The organism is Neisseria sp. P0008.S010 (genome assembly GCF_051962715.1).
Lineage (GTDB): Bacteria > Pseudomonadota > Gammaproteobacteria > Burkholderiales > Neisseriaceae > Neisseria > Neisseria elongata.
This window is the reverse complement of record NZ_JBQCVA010000046.1, coordinates 1-17,768: the sequence shown is the minus strand read 5'-3', so window position 1 is coordinate 17,768 and position 17,768 is coordinate 1. Positions and strand designations below refer to the sequence as shown.

20 protein-coding genes are annotated in these 17,768 nt (G+C 49.8%); all 20 read left to right on the top strand.

What is annotated here, in order from left to right:
- Nucleotides 1-1,704 (top strand): type VI secretion system tip protein VgrG (gene vgrG, locus ACTHSL_RS10345; protein WP_440381340.1); only part of this gene is annotated, 1,704 nt, incomplete at its 5' end.
- On the top strand, nt 1,705-2,823 hold the full coding sequence (locus ACTHSL_RS10340; protein ID WP_440381339.1) for a DUF2515 family protein: 1,119 nt from the start codon (nt 1,705-1,707) through the stop codon (nt 2,821-2,823).
- A 13-nt stretch (nt 2,824-2,836) separates the two neighbouring features.
- A complete protein-coding gene (locus ACTHSL_RS10335) occupies nt 2,837-3,739 on the top strand; it encodes a hypothetical protein (RefSeq protein WP_440381338.1) in 903 nt (300 codons plus the stop codon).
- Nucleotides 3,740-3,911: 172 nt separating this feature from the next.
- Nucleotides 3,912-6,419, top strand: coding sequence for an RHS repeat-associated core domain-containing protein (locus tag ACTHSL_RS10330; RefSeq protein WP_440381337.1), 2,508 nt, complete (start codon nt 3,912-3,914; stop codon nt 6,417-6,419).
- A gap of 10 nt (nt 6,420-6,429) precedes the next feature.
- Nucleotides 6,430-7,107: a hypothetical protein gene (locus ACTHSL_RS10325; protein WP_440381336.1), complete on the top strand. Its 678-nt coding sequence runs from the start codon at nt 6,430-6,432 to the stop codon at nt 7,105-7,107.
- 79 nt (nt 7,108-7,186) lie between these two features.
- The gene (locus ACTHSL_RS10320; RefSeq protein WP_440381335.1) at nt 7,187-8,881 is read left to right on the top strand and encodes an RHS repeat-associated core domain-containing protein; all 1,695 of its coding nucleotides are present in this window, start codon (nt 7,187-7,189) and stop codon (nt 8,879-8,881) included.
- 1 nt (nt 8,882) lies between these two features.
- Complete coding sequence (locus tag ACTHSL_RS10315) at nt 8,883-9,401, top strand: hypothetical protein (RefSeq protein ID WP_440381334.1); 519 nt, start codon at nt 8,883-8,885, stop codon at nt 9,399-9,401.
- Between the two features lie 209 nt (nt 9,402-9,610).
- Nucleotides 9,611-9,895 carry an RHS repeat domain-containing protein gene (locus tag ACTHSL_RS10310; protein WP_440381333.1) on the top strand — a complete coding sequence of 95 codons (285 nt, stop codon included), beginning with the start codon at nt 9,611-9,613 and terminating at the stop codon, nt 9,893-9,895.
- Nucleotides 9,896-10,410: 515 nt separating this feature from the next.
- Nucleotides 10,411-11,634 carry a tyrosine-type recombinase/integrase gene (locus ACTHSL_RS10305; RefSeq protein ID WP_440381332.1) on the top strand — a complete coding sequence of 408 codons (1,224 nt, stop codon included), beginning with the start codon at nt 10,411-10,413 and terminating at the stop codon, nt 11,632-11,634.
- Nucleotides 11,635-11,668: 34 nt separating this feature from the next.
- Nucleotides 11,669-11,980, top strand: coding sequence for a helix-turn-helix domain-containing protein (locus ACTHSL_RS10300; protein ID WP_440381331.1), 312 nt, complete (start codon nt 11,669-11,671; stop codon nt 11,978-11,980).
- Nucleotides 11,981-12,015: 35 nt separating this feature from the next.
- Complete coding sequence (locus ACTHSL_RS10295; protein ID WP_440381330.1) at nt 12,016-12,744, top strand: hypothetical protein; 729 nt, start codon at nt 12,016-12,018, stop codon at nt 12,742-12,744.
- A 126-nt stretch (nt 12,745-12,870) separates the two neighbouring features.
- Nucleotides 12,871-13,104, top strand: a complete 234-nt coding sequence (locus ACTHSL_RS10290) for a helix-turn-helix transcriptional regulator (RefSeq protein ID WP_107883995.1) — start codon at nt 12,871-12,873, stop codon at nt 13,102-13,104.
- Nucleotides 13,105-13,120: 16 nt separating this feature from the next.
- Nucleotides 13,121-13,402 (top strand): helix-turn-helix domain-containing protein, encoded by a 282-nt coding sequence (locus tag ACTHSL_RS10285; RefSeq protein WP_440381329.1) that lies wholly within the window; start codon nt 13,121-13,123, stop codon nt 13,400-13,402.
- Entirely contained in the window at nt 13,399-14,091 is a 693-nt protein-coding gene (locus ACTHSL_RS10280) for a KilA-N domain-containing protein (RefSeq protein WP_440381328.1), read from the top strand. The genes ACTHSL_RS10285 and ACTHSL_RS10280 overlap by 4 nt, the downstream gene beginning before the upstream one ends.
- Before the next feature lie 315 nt (nt 14,092-14,406).
- The gene (locus ACTHSL_RS10275) at nt 14,407-14,841 is read left to right on the top strand and encodes a hypothetical protein (protein ID WP_440381327.1); all 435 of its coding nucleotides are present in this window, start codon (nt 14,407-14,409) and stop codon (nt 14,839-14,841) included.
- Between the two features lie 319 nt (nt 14,842-15,160).
- Complete coding sequence (locus tag ACTHSL_RS10270) at nt 15,161-15,415, top strand: hypothetical protein (RefSeq protein WP_440381326.1); 255 nt, start codon at nt 15,161-15,163, stop codon at nt 15,413-15,415.
- 124 nt (nt 15,416-15,539) lie between these two features.
- Complete coding sequence (locus ACTHSL_RS10265; protein ID WP_440381325.1) at nt 15,540-15,812, top strand: hypothetical protein; 273 nt, start codon at nt 15,540-15,542, stop codon at nt 15,810-15,812.
- On the top strand, nt 15,809-16,084 hold the full coding sequence (locus ACTHSL_RS10260) for a primase-helicase zinc-binding domain-containing protein (RefSeq protein ID WP_440381324.1): 276 nt from the start codon (nt 15,809-15,811) through the stop codon (nt 16,082-16,084). The genes ACTHSL_RS10265 and ACTHSL_RS10260 overlap by 4 nt, the downstream gene beginning before the upstream one ends.
- Before the next feature lie 703 nt (nt 16,085-16,787).
- Nucleotides 16,788-17,063 (top strand): type II toxin-antitoxin system Phd/YefM family antitoxin, encoded by a 276-nt coding sequence (locus ACTHSL_RS10255; RefSeq protein WP_283114241.1) that lies wholly within the window; start codon nt 16,788-16,790, stop codon nt 17,061-17,063.
- 2 nt (nt 17,064-17,065) lie between these two features.
- Nucleotides 17,066-17,476, top strand: a complete 411-nt coding sequence (locus ACTHSL_RS10250) for a type II toxin-antitoxin system VapC family toxin (RefSeq protein ID WP_440381323.1) — start codon at nt 17,066-17,068, stop codon at nt 17,474-17,476.
- The last annotated feature ends 292 nt before the right edge of the window (nt 17,477-17,768 follow it).

Below are 17,768 nucleotides of genomic sequence, written 5' to 3'. Positions count from 1 at the left end.
TCCGAAGAATCGGCCGACAACACCGTCTTATTGGGCAAACAACAACACTGGGGCCTTCATCCCAAAACCCCCGACGAGGCCGAAGTTCAGACGACCCTGTTGAACGAAGCCGTCCTCTGCCGCCAAACCGTCGCCAACGGCAGCGGCAACGTCATTGCCCTTTCCCCGATGAAAGTGTTCCAAACCGATACCGCCTTCCCCGAAGCACCCGACGGTTGGCTCGTACTCAGTATGGAACACAGCGGCAGCCGCGATACCGCCTACAGCCACACCTTTACCGCCGTTCCCGCCCAACTCGCCTTCCGTCCCGAACGCACCACCCCGCGCCCCCATATCGCCGGCACACTGCCCGCACGGGTAACCGCGGCAGAGAACTGCACCTACGCCTACATCGACGACATGGGACGCTACCGCGTCAAACTGCCGTTTGATTTGGACGAATGGAGTCCCGGCGGAGAAAGCCGTCCCGTCCGGCTCGCCAAACCCTATGCCGGTCCCGAATACGGCATCCACTTCCCCCTGCACGAAGGCACCGAAGTCATGCTGTCCTTCGTCCAAGGCAACCCCGACCGCCCGTATATCTCCGGCGTTATGCACGACAGCGCCCATCCCGACCACATCCCTGCCGATTGGAACACAAGAAACGTCATCCGTACCTGGGCGAACAACAAACTCAGGATGGAAGACCAAAAGGGTCAGGAGCACATCAAACTCGCCACCGACTACCAAAAATCCCAACTCAACCTCGGCCACATCGTCGACAGCGGTAGGGAGAAACGCGGAGAGAACGGCGAAGGCTTCGAACTCAGAACCGACGGCTGGGGTGCCGTACGGGCGGGTAAAGGCATACTCGTCAGCGCACAAAACCAAGACGCCAACGGCAAAGTGCTGGATATGGACGATGCCATTTCCCAACTCGAACAGGCTCTTTCCCTCGCCAAAAGCCTGAACAAAGCCGCCCAAACCGCCAATAACCACCACACCGATGAAGAAACCCAAAGGGGTCGTCTGAAAGACGCCCTCAAAGACCTGAAAGAAGCCGGCTTGATCCAAACCGCCCCTGCCGGTATTGCCACTGCGACACAGCAGAGCCAATTACACACCGCCAATGAAAACATCCACTTGGTCAGCGGCAACCATACCGACATCACCGCCGGACAAAGCCTGACCGCCCATGCGGCAGAAAGCCTCAACCTGTTTGCGCAAAGCAGCGGCATCAAGGTACAGGCCAATCAGGGCAAAGTGGAAGTGCAGGCACAGAATGACGAATTGCAGCTGAATGCGCTGAAGGATGCGGTGCTGACCAGCAGCGCGGGCAAAATCACCATCGCGGCGAAGGAGGAGATTCTGATTACCTGTAAGGGGGCGTATATCAAACTGGCGAATGGGGAAGTGGAGATCGGGAGTCCGAAGGTGGTGCGGGTGAGGGCGCCGTTGGTGGTGAGTGGGGTGAAATCAGCAGGGGTTAATATGAAAAATATGCCAACTGTCGATCGATATAACCAGCAGTTTGTACTACAGTTACCTTCAGGAAGGAAATTGAAAGAATGGGATGTCAAATTAAATAGTGAAAATGAAGAATTATTTTTGAAAACTTCAAAACAAGGCAAAACAGAACGTATTTATTCGGATAAGCAGGAAACGCTGAGCTTGGATAATGTATGGTATAAAATAGAGTTTATTCAAAAAGATAAGGAGAATTAAATGGCTTATGGGGATTATATTGTTCAGGCTGAGACGGAAACAGATACTAAAGCTTGCACTTATGAACAAGTTGAGTGCCCGAAATGGTGGGATATGTGGCAGCAATATGCCTATATGCAGCTTTCCTCTGCATCGCGAAATGGGCAGACTGCCGTTTTCAGTGCGAGTCCTATAGCAAGGGCAAAGACCATTGCGGGTATCTATGCACGTTTTTATTTGGAACAGGAAAAATATGGCAATCCCAAACTGATGGGTAGGTATTATTGGATGGGCTTAGGGGCATTTGCTTCTAAAACAGTTGCCTTTTCTTTTAGCGCATGGCAGTCTGATCTTGCTTATGACGCAACTAGAATTCTGGCCGCCGGAAATTTCTGGCTGTTTATGGATGTTTCCCCTTGGCACTGGGGGTATAACCAATGCGAACAAAGTTTCAACAAATGTTTTGAAAAGCGTGATTATTCTAACTTAGCCAAGGTTCAACCCAAAGTTGCAACGGCGATCCAACAGTTTATCAGTTTTCTTGGAGAACCTGAGGCATTAAAAGAAATTGGCTACTTCAAAACGAGGAAGGGCGCTTATTTGATGAAATCGTTTGAATATTTGCAGGAGGTTGAAATGCTGATGAAGAGAAAACAAACTGGTTCTCAAGACAAACTAATTGATGAAAAAATAAGACAAGCGCAATTCAAGCATCTGATCGAACTTGCCAATCATGAGCAAAGGATCGTTCTGCAACCCCTCTGCTGGAACAAGCCCAAACTGAGAAGCGCAATGGGATGGATGAGGTTTTTTTCCGCTGTAGCACCCGATTTGAAGTTGGTACTGACCGAACGTCAAAATAGTCAAGATTCAAGGTTTGTCAGCACCCCTTCGGATAAAGAGGTTTTGGAAAAAATGCCGAGAACCAAACAGAGGCCAAATTTCGTCAATCAACATATACAATACATACCTTCCGGACCAGAGCCTTTCAAAGTAGAAAATGTTGAGCACCGTATGATATGGATTACGGAGGCAGCAAGAAAATACCACAGACTGATGAAGGAGCAGCCCGAAAAAATCCATGCCTCGCTCAAAGCCTTGGCTGGATGGTATTCGGACAAACTGACTCCCAAGGCTTAAAAGGGAAGTGTATATGAAAAAACTCCTCAAAATCCTCCCCGTCTCAGCAGTATTTACCGTATGCGCCATTGCATATGCCCCCCTGTTTGCCCAAAAGGATTGGAAAATGAATACAGGCATTACCGAAATCTCCCTGCGTGAAAACGAGCAAGAATTGGCTAACCGTTTAAACGGCGGTTACGAACAAATATACAGTACAGGCTTTATCAGTCTGGGCGGTTATCCCAAGATACGCTTCAAGCATGGGGAACACAGCTTTATGCTGCCGGACAACAGTCATATACTGGCTTCCAGTCAGGAAGGAAACGGCTGGGGCGTAACCAGTATTGAAGTGGATGCGGAGTTTTACCGCTCCGACAGTCCTGACAAACATCTTCAGGCAAGGAAAAAGTTTTTAGGACTGCTACGGGAGCTGCAAGCTAAAGGCTGGAAGCGGTATTACTATCCTGGCGGCGCACGGATGGTCGATAAAATAGATATTTTTCAGGGTGGGGAATATGTCTATATAGATTACGAACCAAGCGAGCAGGAGTGGCTGAATGTCTTTACCCAAGGACTTGAAAGCCTTTCCTATGAACTGTATGTCGACGGAGTTATATTGTCTATTAGCCTTAATGCAGACTCCAACGAATATTGGCAAGGCTACTCGATATATAAGATTAGTATGGAGTTTGATGCTTTGGAATATAAATTTCAGGATTACAGTGGTGTTTACAAGAGAGATAACGACGACCGCTTTATCCCTGCAAAGTGGCTGCCCATGGTGGAAGAAGTATTGCAGTCTAATGATAAATACCGTATGGAAAAAGAACGCGAGCTGAAAAGGCTGGGCATAAAAATAGACGAAAGCTATCAAGACCCACTGCCGAAGATATATACCGACTATTTAAAAAATAAAGGTAAAAATACTGATTAAATAATGATTGTGTTGCCAATCCTATGTCTAAAAGCCGTCTGAAAAATACTTTCAGACGGCCTTTCCACCAACAATCCCCTCCGCTTGACCACCCTCCGGCACTGTCGTTTCTTTCGAATACGATGCCGATAATAATCTGACTGCCGTTACCGACCCCGAGGGACACCGCTGGTTGCGTCAATATGATGCCAACGGCAACATGATTCTTGAAACAGACCCCGAAGAGAACGAAACCCGCTATCGCTACAATGATGCAGGCTTACCGATAGAAATCACTGACGCACTTGGTGGCATTAAAACCCTGACTTGGACGAAGGATGGACAAATTGCAAGTCATACCGACTGCTCCGGCTATACCAGCCGCTGGCAATATGACGACAGAGGTCGTCTGCAAACCCAAACCGATGCCGAAGGCAATAGCACACACTATAGCTACGACTCAAGGGGCAATCCCGAGGCGGTGGTCCAAGCAGACGGCACGAGGGAATCCTACCTGCATGATGCGGAAGGCAGATTGCTTGAGCATACCGATCCACTCAAGCAAAGCACCCGCTACACCTACGACAAAGGCGGCCGTCTCTTCATCCGTACCGATGCACTCGGACAACAAGTCCAATACCGATACGACCTTAACAGCCGTTTGGTCGGGCTGCTGAACCAAAACGGCGATCTTTACGGCTTCCGCTACAACAGCGTCGGCGCGCTGACCGAAGAAAAAGGCTTTGACGGTAAAATCACCCGCTACCATTACGCCCAAGGCGGCATGCTTGAACGCATAGACGAAGCCGGTACCGTCACCAAGCTGGACTACGACCCCGCCGGCCGTATCGAAAGCCGCAGCATCCTTGTGACCGATGAAAACGGAGAAGTACACGAAACCGACAAAGAAAACTACGCCTATGACCCAAGCGGCAGACTGGCAGGAACCCAAAACGCCCACAGCCGCCACCAATACTTCTACGACAAACTCGGCAACCTTATCAGAGAATACCGCCACGACAGCCTGGACGGCACCGCCCGAAGCCATGTCTGGCATCACCGCTATGACGCATTGGGCAACCGTACCGAAACCATCCGTCCCGACGGGCAGCGTATCGGTTACCTCCACTATGGCAGCGGCCACCTGCACGGCATTACCCTCAACCGTAACGAAATAGCCGCCTTCGAGCGCGACAAACTACACCGAGAAACCGAACGCACCTTTGGCAGACATATCCGCCAACAAACACAATACGACCCAATGGGCAGAATCCTGCAGCAAATCCACAACCGCAGCCGGCGCGAATACGGCTACGATGCCGCCGGACAACTGACCCACATCCAAAGCAAAGGAAGCCAAACCCAATACCGCTACGATCCCTTAGGCAGGCTGATCGCCGCCGTCACACCCGACTTTAGCGAAACCTTTGCCTTCGACCCCGCCGACAACCGTCTCGACCTAAGCGGCAACAAACAAAACCATACAGGCCAAACAAACAGTCAAGAAAAATCGTCCTTAAACAAAGTCTGGGGCAACCTGCTTAAAGAGTACGCGGGCGTACACTACGACTACGACCAACGCGGCAACCTGATCCGTAAAACCCGCAACGGCGAAGCCACAGACTATCACTGGAACGGCTACAACCAACTCGTTAAAATAGAAAACCGCAACGGCAGTACCGAATACCGCTACGATCCGTTGGGCAGGCGTACCGCCAAAATCCGCAACGGAGAAACCACCGTCTACCACTGGCAGGAAGACACCCTTGCCATCGAAAGCACCAACGGACAAAACACCCATTACCTGTTCGAACCCGGTACATTCGAACCGCTGGCGCAATTTCAGACGACCTCGCCGATAGGCATAGAAAGGGAAGACAAACCCGTTGAGCCGTACAGCTACGACCCCGAAACCGATCCGCTACTGAAAATCCCGCCCGAACCCCAAGGGCAGTCCGAAGCGCAGCCCGAATTGGTTTATTATCAACTCGACCATCTGGGCACGCCGATTGCCGCACACAATGCAAAAGGCGAAGCCGTATGGACGGCGGAATACGAAGCATGGGGCAGGATCCGTAACGAAACCGTTTCAGACGGCCTCAAAGTCAACATCCCGTTCCGCTTCCAAGGTCAGTATTACGACGAAGAAAGCGGGCTGCACTACAACCGTTTCCGCTATTACGACCCTGAAATCGGGCGGTTTGTGAGTCAGGATCCGATTGGGTTGATGGGTGGAATGAATCTGTTTGAGTATGCGCCGAATCCGGTTGGCTGGGTTGATCCATTTGGATTGAGTAAAGCAAGAAATTGTAAACTAAATGATGCACTAGCAGGAGCTAAAGGAGATCAATTGCAAGCTCATCATTTGATACCATTTGCAGTATGGAATAAATATCAAGATACTTTTTTTACTCCTATTGGCATGACAATACAGGATAGAGAAAGTAGAGCGAACGGCTTAAAAATGCCAGAAAGTATGGAAAAGGCTAGAAGAATGAATAGAAGATATTATCATTCTGGTAGCCATGATGGCTACTCAAATTCAATTGATCGAAGATTATTAGCCATTAAAGCTAGATTTGAGAATAAGACAATTAGTGCTGCAGAAGCAAGGAGACAGGTAGCTTTACTGCAAATGAATGAAAGAAGCAGACTATCTGCCCCACTTTTACCAAATCAATGCCCAGAAAGACTTAGTTAGGATTTTAATTATGAAATTTTATTATTTGACAATCAGCCATTCTGTCCCATGCGGAGTTGGATTTTACAATAATTATTTACTGCCAGAGGAGTTTCTTCCATCGTTTCAATTGAATGATTTTAAGGTGGAATATGGTTCTCTCCCTTGGTATGCAGGGATAACTAGAAAGTGTAAAAAAATTATGCTTCCTGATAATCTTATTTTGATCTCTAATTTAAGGGAATATGACTATCCAGTGCGTAGTTTATCTGAATACACTTATATCATTACTCAAGAATTTATGCAGTGTTTAGATGGAATGAAGACAAATATTTTACAAATAAAACCTGTAAAATATATGAATGGAAAAACAAGAGATATCATATTAAATCGAACTTATTATGCGATGACTACAGATAAATTAAAGATAGAAGCTGTTGCAAACCTAAAAGAATGCGAATATGAGCAGTTTTATGGAGTTGATGAATTACTTAAAATAAGTATTTTGGATAATTGTGATTATGATTTATTTGATATTAAACATGAGACTAAATGTTCTTTGATTGTTTCAGAAAAATTTCGACAAAGAGTGAATGATTTAAAGCTGAAATATTTGGAGTTTCTTCCTGTTGAATCAACTAGGCTTATTACCTCCAAAGAGTGGTTGGCTACAGAGATAAATTCACTGCCTAGATATACACCTGTTTAATGAATGATAGGGTTTCATATATCCCTAATGAATCTACGACAAACTCGGCAACCTCATCAGAGAATACCGTCACGACAGCTTGGACGGCACCGCCCGAAGCCATGTCTGGCATCACCGCTATGACGCATTGGGCAACCGTACCGAAACCATCCGTCCCGACGGGCAGCGTATCGGTTACCTCCACTATGGCAGCGGCCACCTGCACGGCATTACCCTCAACCGTAACGAAATAGCCGCCTTCGAGCGCGACAAACTACACCGAGAAACCGAACGCACCTTTGGCAGACATATCCGCCAACAAACACAATACGACCCAATGGGCAGAATCCTGCAGCAAATCCACAACCGCAGCCGGCGCGAATACGGCTACGATGCCGCCGGACAACTGACCCACATCCAAAGCAAAGGAAGCCAAACCCAATACCGCTACGATCCCTTAGGCAGGCTGATCGCCGCCGTCACACCCGACTTTAGCGAAACCTTTGCCTTCGACCCCGCCGACAACCGTCTCGACCTAAGCGGCAACAAACAAAACCATACAGGCCAAACAAACAGTCAAGAAAAATCGTCCTTAAACAAAGTCTGGGGCAACCTGCTTAAAGAGTACGCGGGCGTACACTACGACTACGACCAACGCGGCAACCTGATCCGTAAAACCCGCAACGGCGAAGCCACAGACTATCACTGGAACGGCTACAACCAACTCGTTAAAATAGAAAACCGCAACGGCAGTACCGAATACCGCTACGATCCGTTGGGCAGGCGTACCGCCAAAATCCGCAACGGAGAAACCACCGTCTACCACTGGCAGGAAGACACCCTTGCCATCGAAAGCACCAACGGACAAAACACCCATTACCTGTTCGAACCCGGTACATTCGAACCGCTGGCGCAATTTCAGACGACCTCGCCGATAGGCATAGAAAGGGAAGACAAACCCGTTGAGCCGTACAGCTACGACCCCGAAACCGATCCGCTACTGAAAATCCCGCCCGAACCCCAAGGGCAGTCCGAAGCGCAGCCCGAATTGGTTTATTACCAACTCGACCATCTCGGTACGCCGATTGCCGCACACAATGCAAAAGGCGAAGCCGTATGGACGGCCGAATATGAAGCATGGGGCAGAATCCGTCAAGAAACCGTTTCAGACGGCCTCAAAGTCAACATCCCGTTCCGTTTCCAAGGTCAGTATTACGACGAAGAAAGCGGGCTGCACTACAACCGTTTCCGGTATTACGACCCTGAAATCGGGCGGTTTGTGAGTCAGGATCCGATTGGTTTGCAGGGTGGAATGAATCTGTTTGAGTATGCACCGAATCCAATTGTTTGGGTCGATCCGTTGGGATTGAAGAACTATAGAGATAAGTTTTGGGAGCGTGCTGGAGAACAAGATAGAGGAAAATATCAGGTTCATCACATTATTCCCCAAGATATTTTTAAGAGGGAGGATTCGGGCAATATTTTAAGGTGTCATGGTATGGATGTAGATAATTTAGGTAATTTGATAGGATTGCCAAGAAATATTAATGATCATCCAAGAAAGGGAAGCCCTTGGTTTGGGAATGCTCAGCATAATTCTAAGCATGAAGCGTACTCTGGCGCTATTCGAAGAGCAATTGTTAGGATAGGATCAAAAGGGTCATGCCTCCAACAAAAGAGCAAGTTACTGGCTTTGCAGAAATCTTTGCGAAGAATGTTACAGAGAGGAGAGCCTATTATGAAAAGCTCTGATGCCACTGATCAACAATGGGATGGTCTTTTAAGAGGTTACTAATATGTTAGAAAAATTGAAAATTAGATTTAATAGTAAACAAAAAGAATTATTTGAGATTTTAAAAAGCCCATCATTTTTTCATGGGAATTTTAATCTTCAAGGGTATTTTGTTATTCATGATAAATCAGAGGCTCAAGATTTATATGAAACGCAAGATCCAGATTACACCATATATAGCAGCTATCCAGATTTGCTTGGCGAAAGAACCCCCCTGACTTACCTTTTTGAAGGAATGACCATGGAAGCAGAATTAAAAGCGGAATATTTGTGGAGAACCTATAAAGATCAGTTATGGAATTTAATTTTACAGCTACAACAAGAAAATCAATATTTGTTTCCTGAGCCGTTTATAGATTTTGTTTATAATGACTTCTTAACTTTTGCTGCATATGGGATCTTTTCTAAAATAAAAGATGATTTTATTGAAAAGCAAATTGAAGTCTATAAAAATGGTGGCTTTCCTTGTGGTTGGAAAGGGGAGTTTCCGAATGGTGTAATGGTTGTGTATTCGCCTGAATAACTGTTTGTCTTTCTATTTGTCAAAAAGTAAAGTAAGGTCGTCTGAAAAGTTCTCCGTCTTTTCAGACGACCTTTTCAGTTAAAAGTATCGGATCGCCATGAAGTAAAGACATTCGGGCGTCAGCCGAGCCGTACAGCTACGACCCCGAAACCGATCCGCTGCTGAAAATCCCGCCCGAACCCCAAGAGCAGTCCGAAGCGCAGCCCGAATTGGTTTATTATCAACTCGACCATCTCGGCACGCCGATTGCCGCACACAATGCAAAAGGCGAAGCCGTATGGACGGCCGAATACGAAGCATGGGGCAAAATCCGTAACGAAACCGTTTCAGACGGCCCTAAAGTCAACATCCCGTTCCGCTTCCAAGGTCAGTATTACGACGAAGAAAGCGGGCTGCACTACAACCGTTTCCGGTATTACGACCCTGAAATCGGGCGGTTTGTAAGTCAGGATCCGATTGGATTTGTAGTAGTTTGCGCTGCTTGGTATCTTTGATATGTTTGTTGCGGAAAATCTGTAGCACACTGGTACCGAGTTCTTGAGTTTTTTTTGCATTGGTCGATTTGAGTATCGATGGGAATACCCTCGTTGGGTTTGGCACAAATCGTGGCACAAATAACCGCAGCCAGTAGTATATGAACAGATAAAAAAACGCCCTAAATCAAGGGCGTTTGTCTATACACATACTACTGGTTACGGGCTAGGTGGGTTCAATTCCCCCCGCCTCCACCATACCTAGTTTTCCACAGTATCCTGAAGTAAGCATAGAGCCTTGAAATATAACAGTTTCAAGGCTTTTTTGTTACCCTGAATGTGCTGGCGTATGCTTGAGTTTCCGCCATTTATGGGGTAACTTTTGGGGTAACTTTTCACGAATTACCCCAAAAAACGCCCCAAATCCCCCGATTTTCCCGCCGTTTTTTGAAACAAGTTACCCCAAAACCGCCTGAAACCCTTTATTTATAAGGCTTCCAGCCTTTTGCATAAGTTACCCCAAAACGGACTTAAAAATGCCAAAACCAACCCTTCCCCTAACAGACAGCCAATGCAAAAAACTAGAGCCGCCCAACCAGTTGTCGGACGGCGGCGGCCTATCCCTTCAGGCAAGGGGCAACGGCAAGTATTGGCGTTTCCGCTATTACCGCCCATCCGACAACAAGCGGGACGAGATACGGCTTGGCATCTATCCCGCCATGAGCCTGAAAGAGGCAAGGGAGGAGCGGGAGGAATTGCGCGGGCTGGTAGCAAGGGGGATAGACCCGAAGCTATACCGGCAAAACGAGGCGCAGAGGCAGGCAGAGCAGATGAATAACACGTTTGAAGCCGTTGCCCGAAAATGGCACGCCGACCAAGCGGCCAAGCCCGACAAATGGAAGCCCGACCATGCGGGGCGCGTTATCCGCAGCCTTGAGCTGCACATCTTCCCCGACCTTGCCCGCCGCCAAATAGGCGAAATCATGCCGCTTGAAGTGCTGGGCTTGCTGCAACGGCTGGAGGCGGCAGGCAAACACGATACGGCGCATAAAGTCTATGACGTGGTAAATCAGGTTTTCCGCTACGCAGTCATGTTGAGATTGTGCATATTCAACCCCGCCGCCGAATTGCGGGGAGAGCTGGCACAGGTGGAGCAGAAACATTACCGAACCATTACCGACCCCGAAAAGATAGGCGGGCTGTTGCGAGCCTTAGACGGCTACACGGGCAGCCCGCAAACACGCGCATTGCTGCAACTTTCCCCCTATGTTTTCGCCCGCCCGTCCGAATTGCGGCTGTTGCGCTGGTGTGAAATCGACTGGGAGGCGCGGCAATACCGCAAAGACGGGGAGGAGATGAAAAACGGGATAGGCCACATTGTCCCATTGAGCCGCCAAGCCTTAGCGATACTGGAAGGCCTGAAGCCCGTAACGGGGCATCATGAATTTGTGTTTGCCAACATCGGCAGCAAAAAGCCCTTGAGCGAAGGCGCGGCACGCAAAGCATTGGCACGGCTTGGCTTCCTAGACCAAATCACGCCGCACGGCTTCCGCCATATGGCAAGCACGCGCCTGAATGAGATGGGCTTCAATTCCGACTGGATAGAGCGGCAGCTTGCCCACAAAGACCCCAACGCGACAAGGACGACCTACAACCACGCGGAATACTTGGAGCAACGCGCCGAAATGGTACAGGCATGGGCGGATTATCTGGACGGCCTGAAGGCGCAATCGGGCATATTGCAGCAAACGGGAGGATAAACTATCATCCTAAGCATTACGAAAGAATCAAGCCATGAAATACAAAAACGAAGCATTAGCAGCCATACACGAAACCATGAAGGGGCTTCATGAAGCTGGTGTTATCGACAAAAAGACCATGCGCGATTTTGATAAATCCCGTCTGACCGGCATAGAGCCGCTGGACGGGGAGGCAATCAAGGCGATTAGGGAGCGGGAAGCCCTATCGCAGGCCGCCTTTGCCATGTATCTGAACATTGGCAAAAACCAAGTTTCCGACTGGGAGCGGGGGATTAAAAAACCGAGCGGAGCGGCTTTGAAGCTGCTGACAATAGTCAAAAACAAGGGCATTGAGGCGATTGCCTAGGCCGTCTGAAAACTAATTTTGATATAAGGCGTTATATGGGCTTTATTGCTTCTGAAATTAACAAAGAGCATGACAAATATATTTTGCTGGAAGATATTGTTTTACTGGTGCAGGAATTAGACGGTGATAATCCGAGCCTTAGTGATACTGCAAAATTTCTTTTGCAGAAATATGAACAGAGGTACGGAACTTATGAAGATATCCCTTTGGGCTATGTAGATGATAAATGTTTTATTAACGAGGTATCTGGTGTATATAAACAGGTTAGTTATAAACGCCCGTTATTTCATTTCCTAAAGTTTGTGGCACTCTACAACTGCTTTGATAGCGGTATTTCGGAAAACGACCCGGATTTTATAGTCAATAATGAATATTCGGATATCTATCTGAAAAAAAATACAGTAGTCAGTTTTTTAAAAAACAAATGCGGGCTGGAAAATTTTCACGGTTGGCAAGAGTTTAAACAAGATAGTCAAACCAAAGGCGAGCAGCCCGCCAATGATGGAGATACCAAGGAAGATGCGGAACAGGCCGACCGGCCATACGCAAACACGCCGCAACAGAAAAGAGCTGAAAACATGCAAGCCCACATCATAGCCGCCCTTGCCTGCATGTACACAAAAACAGATTGCAGCAAGCCATACGAGGCCGCCGAAACCATACTCCAAGAATGGCAAAGGCAGTCTGACAAACTGGGCAAACCCCCTAGCAGGGACACTATCGGCAAATACATTCTGCAAGGCATAGAACGCTTTTCAAACTGAATCTAATTAGAATTGAGCGACCCTAAAAAAATCTAATTAGAACAAGCCGCCCATAGAGGCGGCTATTCTTTTGCCTACCGAAACGCCAGCACAAAGCAGGTATGTTTAAACACACGGAGGTAATCTATGCAAATCATCAATATCGACACCTTGCCCGATACCGCGCAATTAACCATAGCCGAACTGGAAACCAGCCAAGCCAAAGGGCGGCGCGGCATTACCCGCTTGAGCGGCAGCCAAATCAGACGGCTTGAAGCGGGCGGCAGGTTTCCCAAATCCCGCCAAATCGCAGGCACGCGCAGCCGCTTCTATGTAGCGGGCGAAGTAAAACAATGGCTGGCCGAGCAGGCGGCAGGCTGAAAGGGGGGGGCGCATCATGGACAAAAAAACAGCCGCCCAAAAGAGCGGCAGCCAAACGAGAAAGCACCATTCTACCATTCCCAGCCAAAGGGAGCGCATCCTTGCCGTGCTGCAAAGCGGGCAGAGCCTGACCGCCTACGAGATGCACCAAATGGGCATTATGGGCTGTAACGCCCGCATCCTAGAGCTACGGCGGGCAGGGTATCAAATCGCCTGCACCATGGAGCATGTAGAGAACCAATACGGCCAAACCGTGCAGCGCGGGCGTTATTCGCTGGTGTCGGAGGGCAGGGTATGAGCATCCTCAAACTGGACTATCAAGGCCTGCCTGTCCATGCCGACCACGAAGCGTGGTTTAACGCTACCGAAATAGCGGCCATGTTCGGCAGGCGGCCTATCGACTGGCTACGCCTGCCCGAAACGGAACGCTACATTCAGGCACTTTGCAAACGCGAAGCGGAAAAACAGGGCAAAAGCGAAGTGAGAAAATCCCACTTCGTCAAAACCAAGAAAGGCGGCGATTTATCACAGCCGGGAGCGCAGGGCACATGGCTGCACCCGAAACTGGCCGTAGCCTTCGCCCGCTGGTGTGATATTGATTTTGCCCTATGGTGTGATGAGCAGATAGAAGCCCTGATAAGCAGCGGGCGGGAATGGGGCAAGGCAAGGGCGCAAAGCAGCATAGGCTACCAAGTCATGAGCGAAATCCTGCAAAGCAAACGGCAGGCTGAAGGCAAGGCCACCTTGCCGCATCACTACGGCAACGAAGCCCTATTGTGCAATGCCGCATTGACGGGGCAATTTAAGCCGCTGGAGCGCGACAGGCTGGACAAGGCGGGCTTATCCCTGCTGACACGCTTGGAAGCCCGTAACGCCGCCCTAATCGGCAGCGGCATGGGCTATCGGGAGCGCAAGGCCGCCCTGTTCGATATGGCCGCATCCTACCGGCACGGCATGGCCGCCATCCTGCCGAAGCGTGCTGCTTAGGCAGACTTGGCAGGCCGCCGACAAAGGCCGTCTGAAAGCGCGGCGGGGGTATTTCGTGAGCATTACGCGCCCGCGCGTGCGCGCGCGTATGAATTGGGTGGCATGGGGGCTTGAAAGTTTACGGCCTGATATTTTTGGAAACCCCCCGCATTCCCATGCGCAGAATTTTTTCTTCTGCAAAGCTGTTAAAGGAATATTAACAGGCTGTTTAACATGAAACTTTGGAAGTTTATACCAATGGAAAAGGCCGTCTCCCCACGCGAACGGCTTTCCCCGAATTAGTATTTTTTAGTAATTTGAGCAAAGGAACAAACCATGCACGATAACAGGCGGGAGCTTGAAGAACGCATTTGCGAGATGCTGGCACAGGGGCACAGCATGGCCGAAATCTGCCGCAGGAAGAATATGCCCGCAGAAAGCACCGTTTACAAATGGCTGGCAGAGGGCGGGGCGTTTTCGGAGCGATACGCGCACGCGCGTGAACAACAGGCGGACTTATACGCCGACGAGATAATCAAAATCGCCGACGACTGCCCGCCCACCCATGAGGAAATAGCCAAGGCGAGGGTAAGGATAGATGCCCGCAAATGGAAGGCCGCCCGCCTTGCGCCGAAGAAGTACGGCGAAAAATCGGAATTGGATATGAAGTCGTCCGACGGCAGCATGACACCGAAGGCCGGGCAAGTGCAAATGTCCAAAGAGGACTTTCAGGGCGCATTGTCCGAAGCCTTAAAAGAGATTACGAGATGACAAAAGCCAAAAACGGCTTTCCTGAAAAATCAGGAACTTGCATACTCCCCTTGCTTTTAAGGGGAGCAGCCGCCCGAAACCCATTGACAGATTGAGCCTAGGGAAGCAGAATAGGACTTCTCTCTCAAATTGATTAGCCGAAACATCCGCACGGCTTGCGGATTTTTTCATGCCATTTCCCATAGTCCGTTTTTCAGACGGCCTATCTCAAGTTATGGCGGTGTGCGGTAACGGTAACGCCCGCGCCTGACTAATCACAGGAGAGAGCACCGCCCCCTATACGGGCTTCTCAAATCTCAAATTGATTAGGAGCATGAAAATGCAAAACAACATCCCCGCGCAGCTTATCGCCGCCGTAGCCATCCCCGAAAACCACCATCAAGACGTAGACGCGGTTTCCTGCCGCTGGCAGCCCTTGGGCTTCTATGCCGACCGCGAAGCGGCACATCAAGCCTGCCTGGCCTTCATCGCCGCCCTTTCGGACGACCTCAAGGAATGGGCGGGCTTTGCCGTCCTTACCCCCGAAAACGGCAGCTATGCCCGCATGGCCTACCGCCTGAAATCCCCGAACTGACCCCATCCCCGCGCCCTGACGATTCAGACGGCTCGGGCTTCCTGCATCCGTAGCAAACGCATAACACGTTGATTTTAAATAGTTTGAACAAGGCTGAAATTCCAGCCCTGCAAGGAGGGAAACCATGAAACCCGAAACCAAACCCGTACAACAACCCCAACCACGCCTTCATTCCAAGCCCTGCCTGCTGGCCGCAGGCTACGAACAAGAGCCGCTGACCTACCGCTATCAGGCCGTAGGGCTGTTTCCGAGCAAGGCCGCAGCCAAGCGCAGATTAGCCGAACTGACGGCGGAAACGCCCGATTTGCTGTTTCTGATACTGGAGAGCGAGCCGCGCAAAGGGGAGCGGGCGGCAATTTACGGCAGGCTGGCCGCCGATTTGGAGGGCAGGCCATGAAACCCGATTTGACCGCCATCAAGAACGCCGCCTATGGCCGCTGGCCTGAAATCCATGCCGCCCTAGGCATCCCCGCCAAACTCTTAAACACCCGCAAACACCAGCCCTGCCCGCATTGCGGCGGCAAAGACCGATTCCGCTACACCGACCACAAACACGGCGGCGGCTACATCTGCAACCAATGCACCCCCGAACACCAGCGCAAACGCAACGGCACGGCATCCCGCTACTACGTCCTTGTCAACGAAGCCCCGCCCGAAACGGAGGAATAGTCAAAAGCAATCAAACCGATAAAACCAATAGCAAAAAATAAGGCCGTCTGAAACAACAGGCGGCCTTTTCCACATCCAAACACCCTAAAACGCACGGCAGACGGCCTAGAAGCATCACAAACGGCGTTTCCGCCTTCCAGTCATAACCAACCCACACAAAAGCACCTACCCCGTCTAAAAACGCAGCCACGGCGCAGGAAACGGCATGTCCACAAAACGGGCATTCTGACCGCCACCCGTGAAAAAAAACCTATATGCGCGCGAGAAAAGTAGTGGTTACCGTGGTTACCACAAAACTTTACATTTACAACCATATGAATATAAATAATAAAAACACGAAAAAGCGGTAACCACAATACATAAATTTACTGGTTACCGTGTGGTTACCAGTGGTTACCCGTTTATTTTCATGTGTTTATGCCCGAAATGGGAGGGCGGTAACCAGCGGTAACTATGTAAAGATTTGTGTGTGGTTACCGACAAACCCAATAACCACGGGGCTTACAGGCGCGGTAACCACGGTAACCAGCGTTTTTTTGTATATATACGGTTTTTTTTTGGGGAGCAGGCGGATTGAGGGCGGGCGGATTTTGAATTAACCCCATGCAAATTGACTTTTACAGGCGGATTGGGGGCGGCGGGCTTGCCTGTATAGGCAACAATACCCATAATAGGCACATAGCTACAAAAGGGAGACACAATCATGTTATCCACCATTGGAAGCAGGGAATTTAACCAGCACCCCAGCAAGGCGCAAAAGCAGGCGACTACCGCCCCCGTCTTCATTACGACGCACGGCAAGATGAGCCATGTGCTAATCAGCTATGATGAATATCGGCGGCTGACCGGCAGGCTGCAAAACGCATTGGAAGCACTAAGCCCCGCCGCAGAGCTGGCCGCCAAACTGGAAGGCGTGGAGCTGGAAATACCGCCGCGCAGCACCGCGCAAAGGCCGCCTGTTGATTTTGGGGAGGATTGAGCATGTACCTGCTGGATACCAACGTTATCAGCGAGACACGCCGCCCCGCGCGTATGCACCGCAATGTGAAAGCATGGCTGGAGCAAACCAGCCCCGAAAGCCTCTACACCAGCGTAATTGTCATGATGGAGCTGGAAAGGGGCGTTTTAGGCATGGAGCGCAAAGACCCCGTACAGGGCGCAATATTGCGGGAATGGCTGGAGCAGGTAATCAAACCCGCATTCACTGGCCGCATCCTGCCGATAGACGAGGCAACAGCGGGAATATGCGCCCGCCTGCACATCCCCGACCGCGCCCCTGAAAACGATTCATGGATAGCGGCCACGGCCAAGCAGCACGGCCTGACACTGGCCACCCGCAACGTGAAGGATATGCGGCACGCGGGTATAAAGCTGTTTGACCCCTTCGCTTAAAACCTTGACGCTTACCGGCAGGCCGTCCGATTTTCAGCCCCATATTGCAGATGCGGGGAATTTCCCCTACACTGAAAAACGCCTGAAATACGGCCAAAACGGCAGGGCAAAAACACCCTACCAAGCGATTATGGGGTAACTTTTGGGGTAACTTTTCCAAGGTTGGAAAATGTGATTTTATATAAATCAATAAGTTAAACTAAAAGTACGGAAGACCCCGCCTCCACCAAGATATCCGATAAGTATCCTATACTTATCTTCATTTCTGTGTTTTTTGGCACACTATTGGCAC

What these genes read in the sequence shown, in the direction of transcription:
- ACTHSL_RS10335 (WP_440381338.1), top strand. Translation starts at nt 2,837, where the DNA reads ATGAAAAAACTCCTCAAAATCCTCCCCGTCTCAGCAGTATTTACCGTA.
- ACTHSL_RS10290 (WP_107883995.1), top strand. Translation starts at nt 12,871, where the DNA reads ATGCAAATCATCAATATCGACACCTTGCCCGATACCGCGCAATTAACC.
- ACTHSL_RS10260 (WP_440381324.1), top strand. Translation starts at nt 15,809, where the DNA reads ATGAAACCCGATTTGACCGCCATCAAGAACGCCGCCTATGGCCGCTGG.
- ACTHSL_RS10300 (WP_440381331.1), top strand. Translation starts at nt 11,669, where the DNA reads ATGAAATACAAAAACGAAGCATTAGCAGCCATACACGAAACCATGAAG.
- ACTHSL_RS10275 (WP_440381327.1), top strand. Translation starts at nt 14,407, where the DNA reads ATGCACGATAACAGGCGGGAGCTTGAAGAACGCATTTGCGAGATGCTG.
- ACTHSL_RS10315 (WP_440381334.1), top strand. Translation starts at nt 8,883, where the DNA reads ATGTTAGAAAAATTGAAAATTAGATTTAATAGTAAACAAAAAGAATTA.
- ACTHSL_RS10250 (WP_440381323.1), top strand. Translation starts at nt 17,066, where the DNA reads ATGTACCTGCTGGATACCAACGTTATCAGCGAGACACGCCGCCCCGCG.
- ACTHSL_RS10295 (WP_440381330.1), top strand. Translation starts at nt 12,016, where the DNA reads ATGGGCTTTATTGCTTCTGAAATTAACAAAGAGCATGACAAATATATT.
- ACTHSL_RS10280 (WP_440381328.1), top strand. Translation starts at nt 13,399, where the DNA reads ATGAGCATCCTCAAACTGGACTATCAAGGCCTGCCTGTCCATGCCGAC.
- ACTHSL_RS10255 (WP_283114241.1), top strand. Translation starts at nt 16,788, where the DNA reads ATGTTATCCACCATTGGAAGCAGGGAATTTAACCAGCACCCCAGCAAG.
- ACTHSL_RS10285 (WP_440381329.1), top strand. Translation starts at nt 13,121, where the DNA reads ATGGACAAAAAAACAGCCGCCCAAAAGAGCGGCAGCCAAACGAGAAAG.
- ACTHSL_RS10270 (WP_440381326.1), top strand. Translation starts at nt 15,161, where the DNA reads ATGCAAAACAACATCCCCGCGCAGCTTATCGCCGCCGTAGCCATCCCC.
- ACTHSL_RS10340 (WP_440381339.1), top strand. Translation starts at nt 1,705, where the DNA reads ATGGCTTATGGGGATTATATTGTTCAGGCTGAGACGGAAACAGATACT.
- ACTHSL_RS10325 (WP_440381336.1), top strand. Translation starts at nt 6,430, where the DNA reads ATGAAATTTTATTATTTGACAATCAGCCATTCTGTCCCATGCGGAGTT.
- ACTHSL_RS10265 (WP_440381325.1), top strand. Translation starts at nt 15,540, where the DNA reads ATGAAACCCGAAACCAAACCCGTACAACAACCCCAACCACGCCTTCAT.
- ACTHSL_RS10305 (WP_440381332.1), top strand. Translation starts at nt 10,411, where the DNA reads ATGCCAAAACCAACCCTTCCCCTAACAGACAGCCAATGCAAAAAACTA.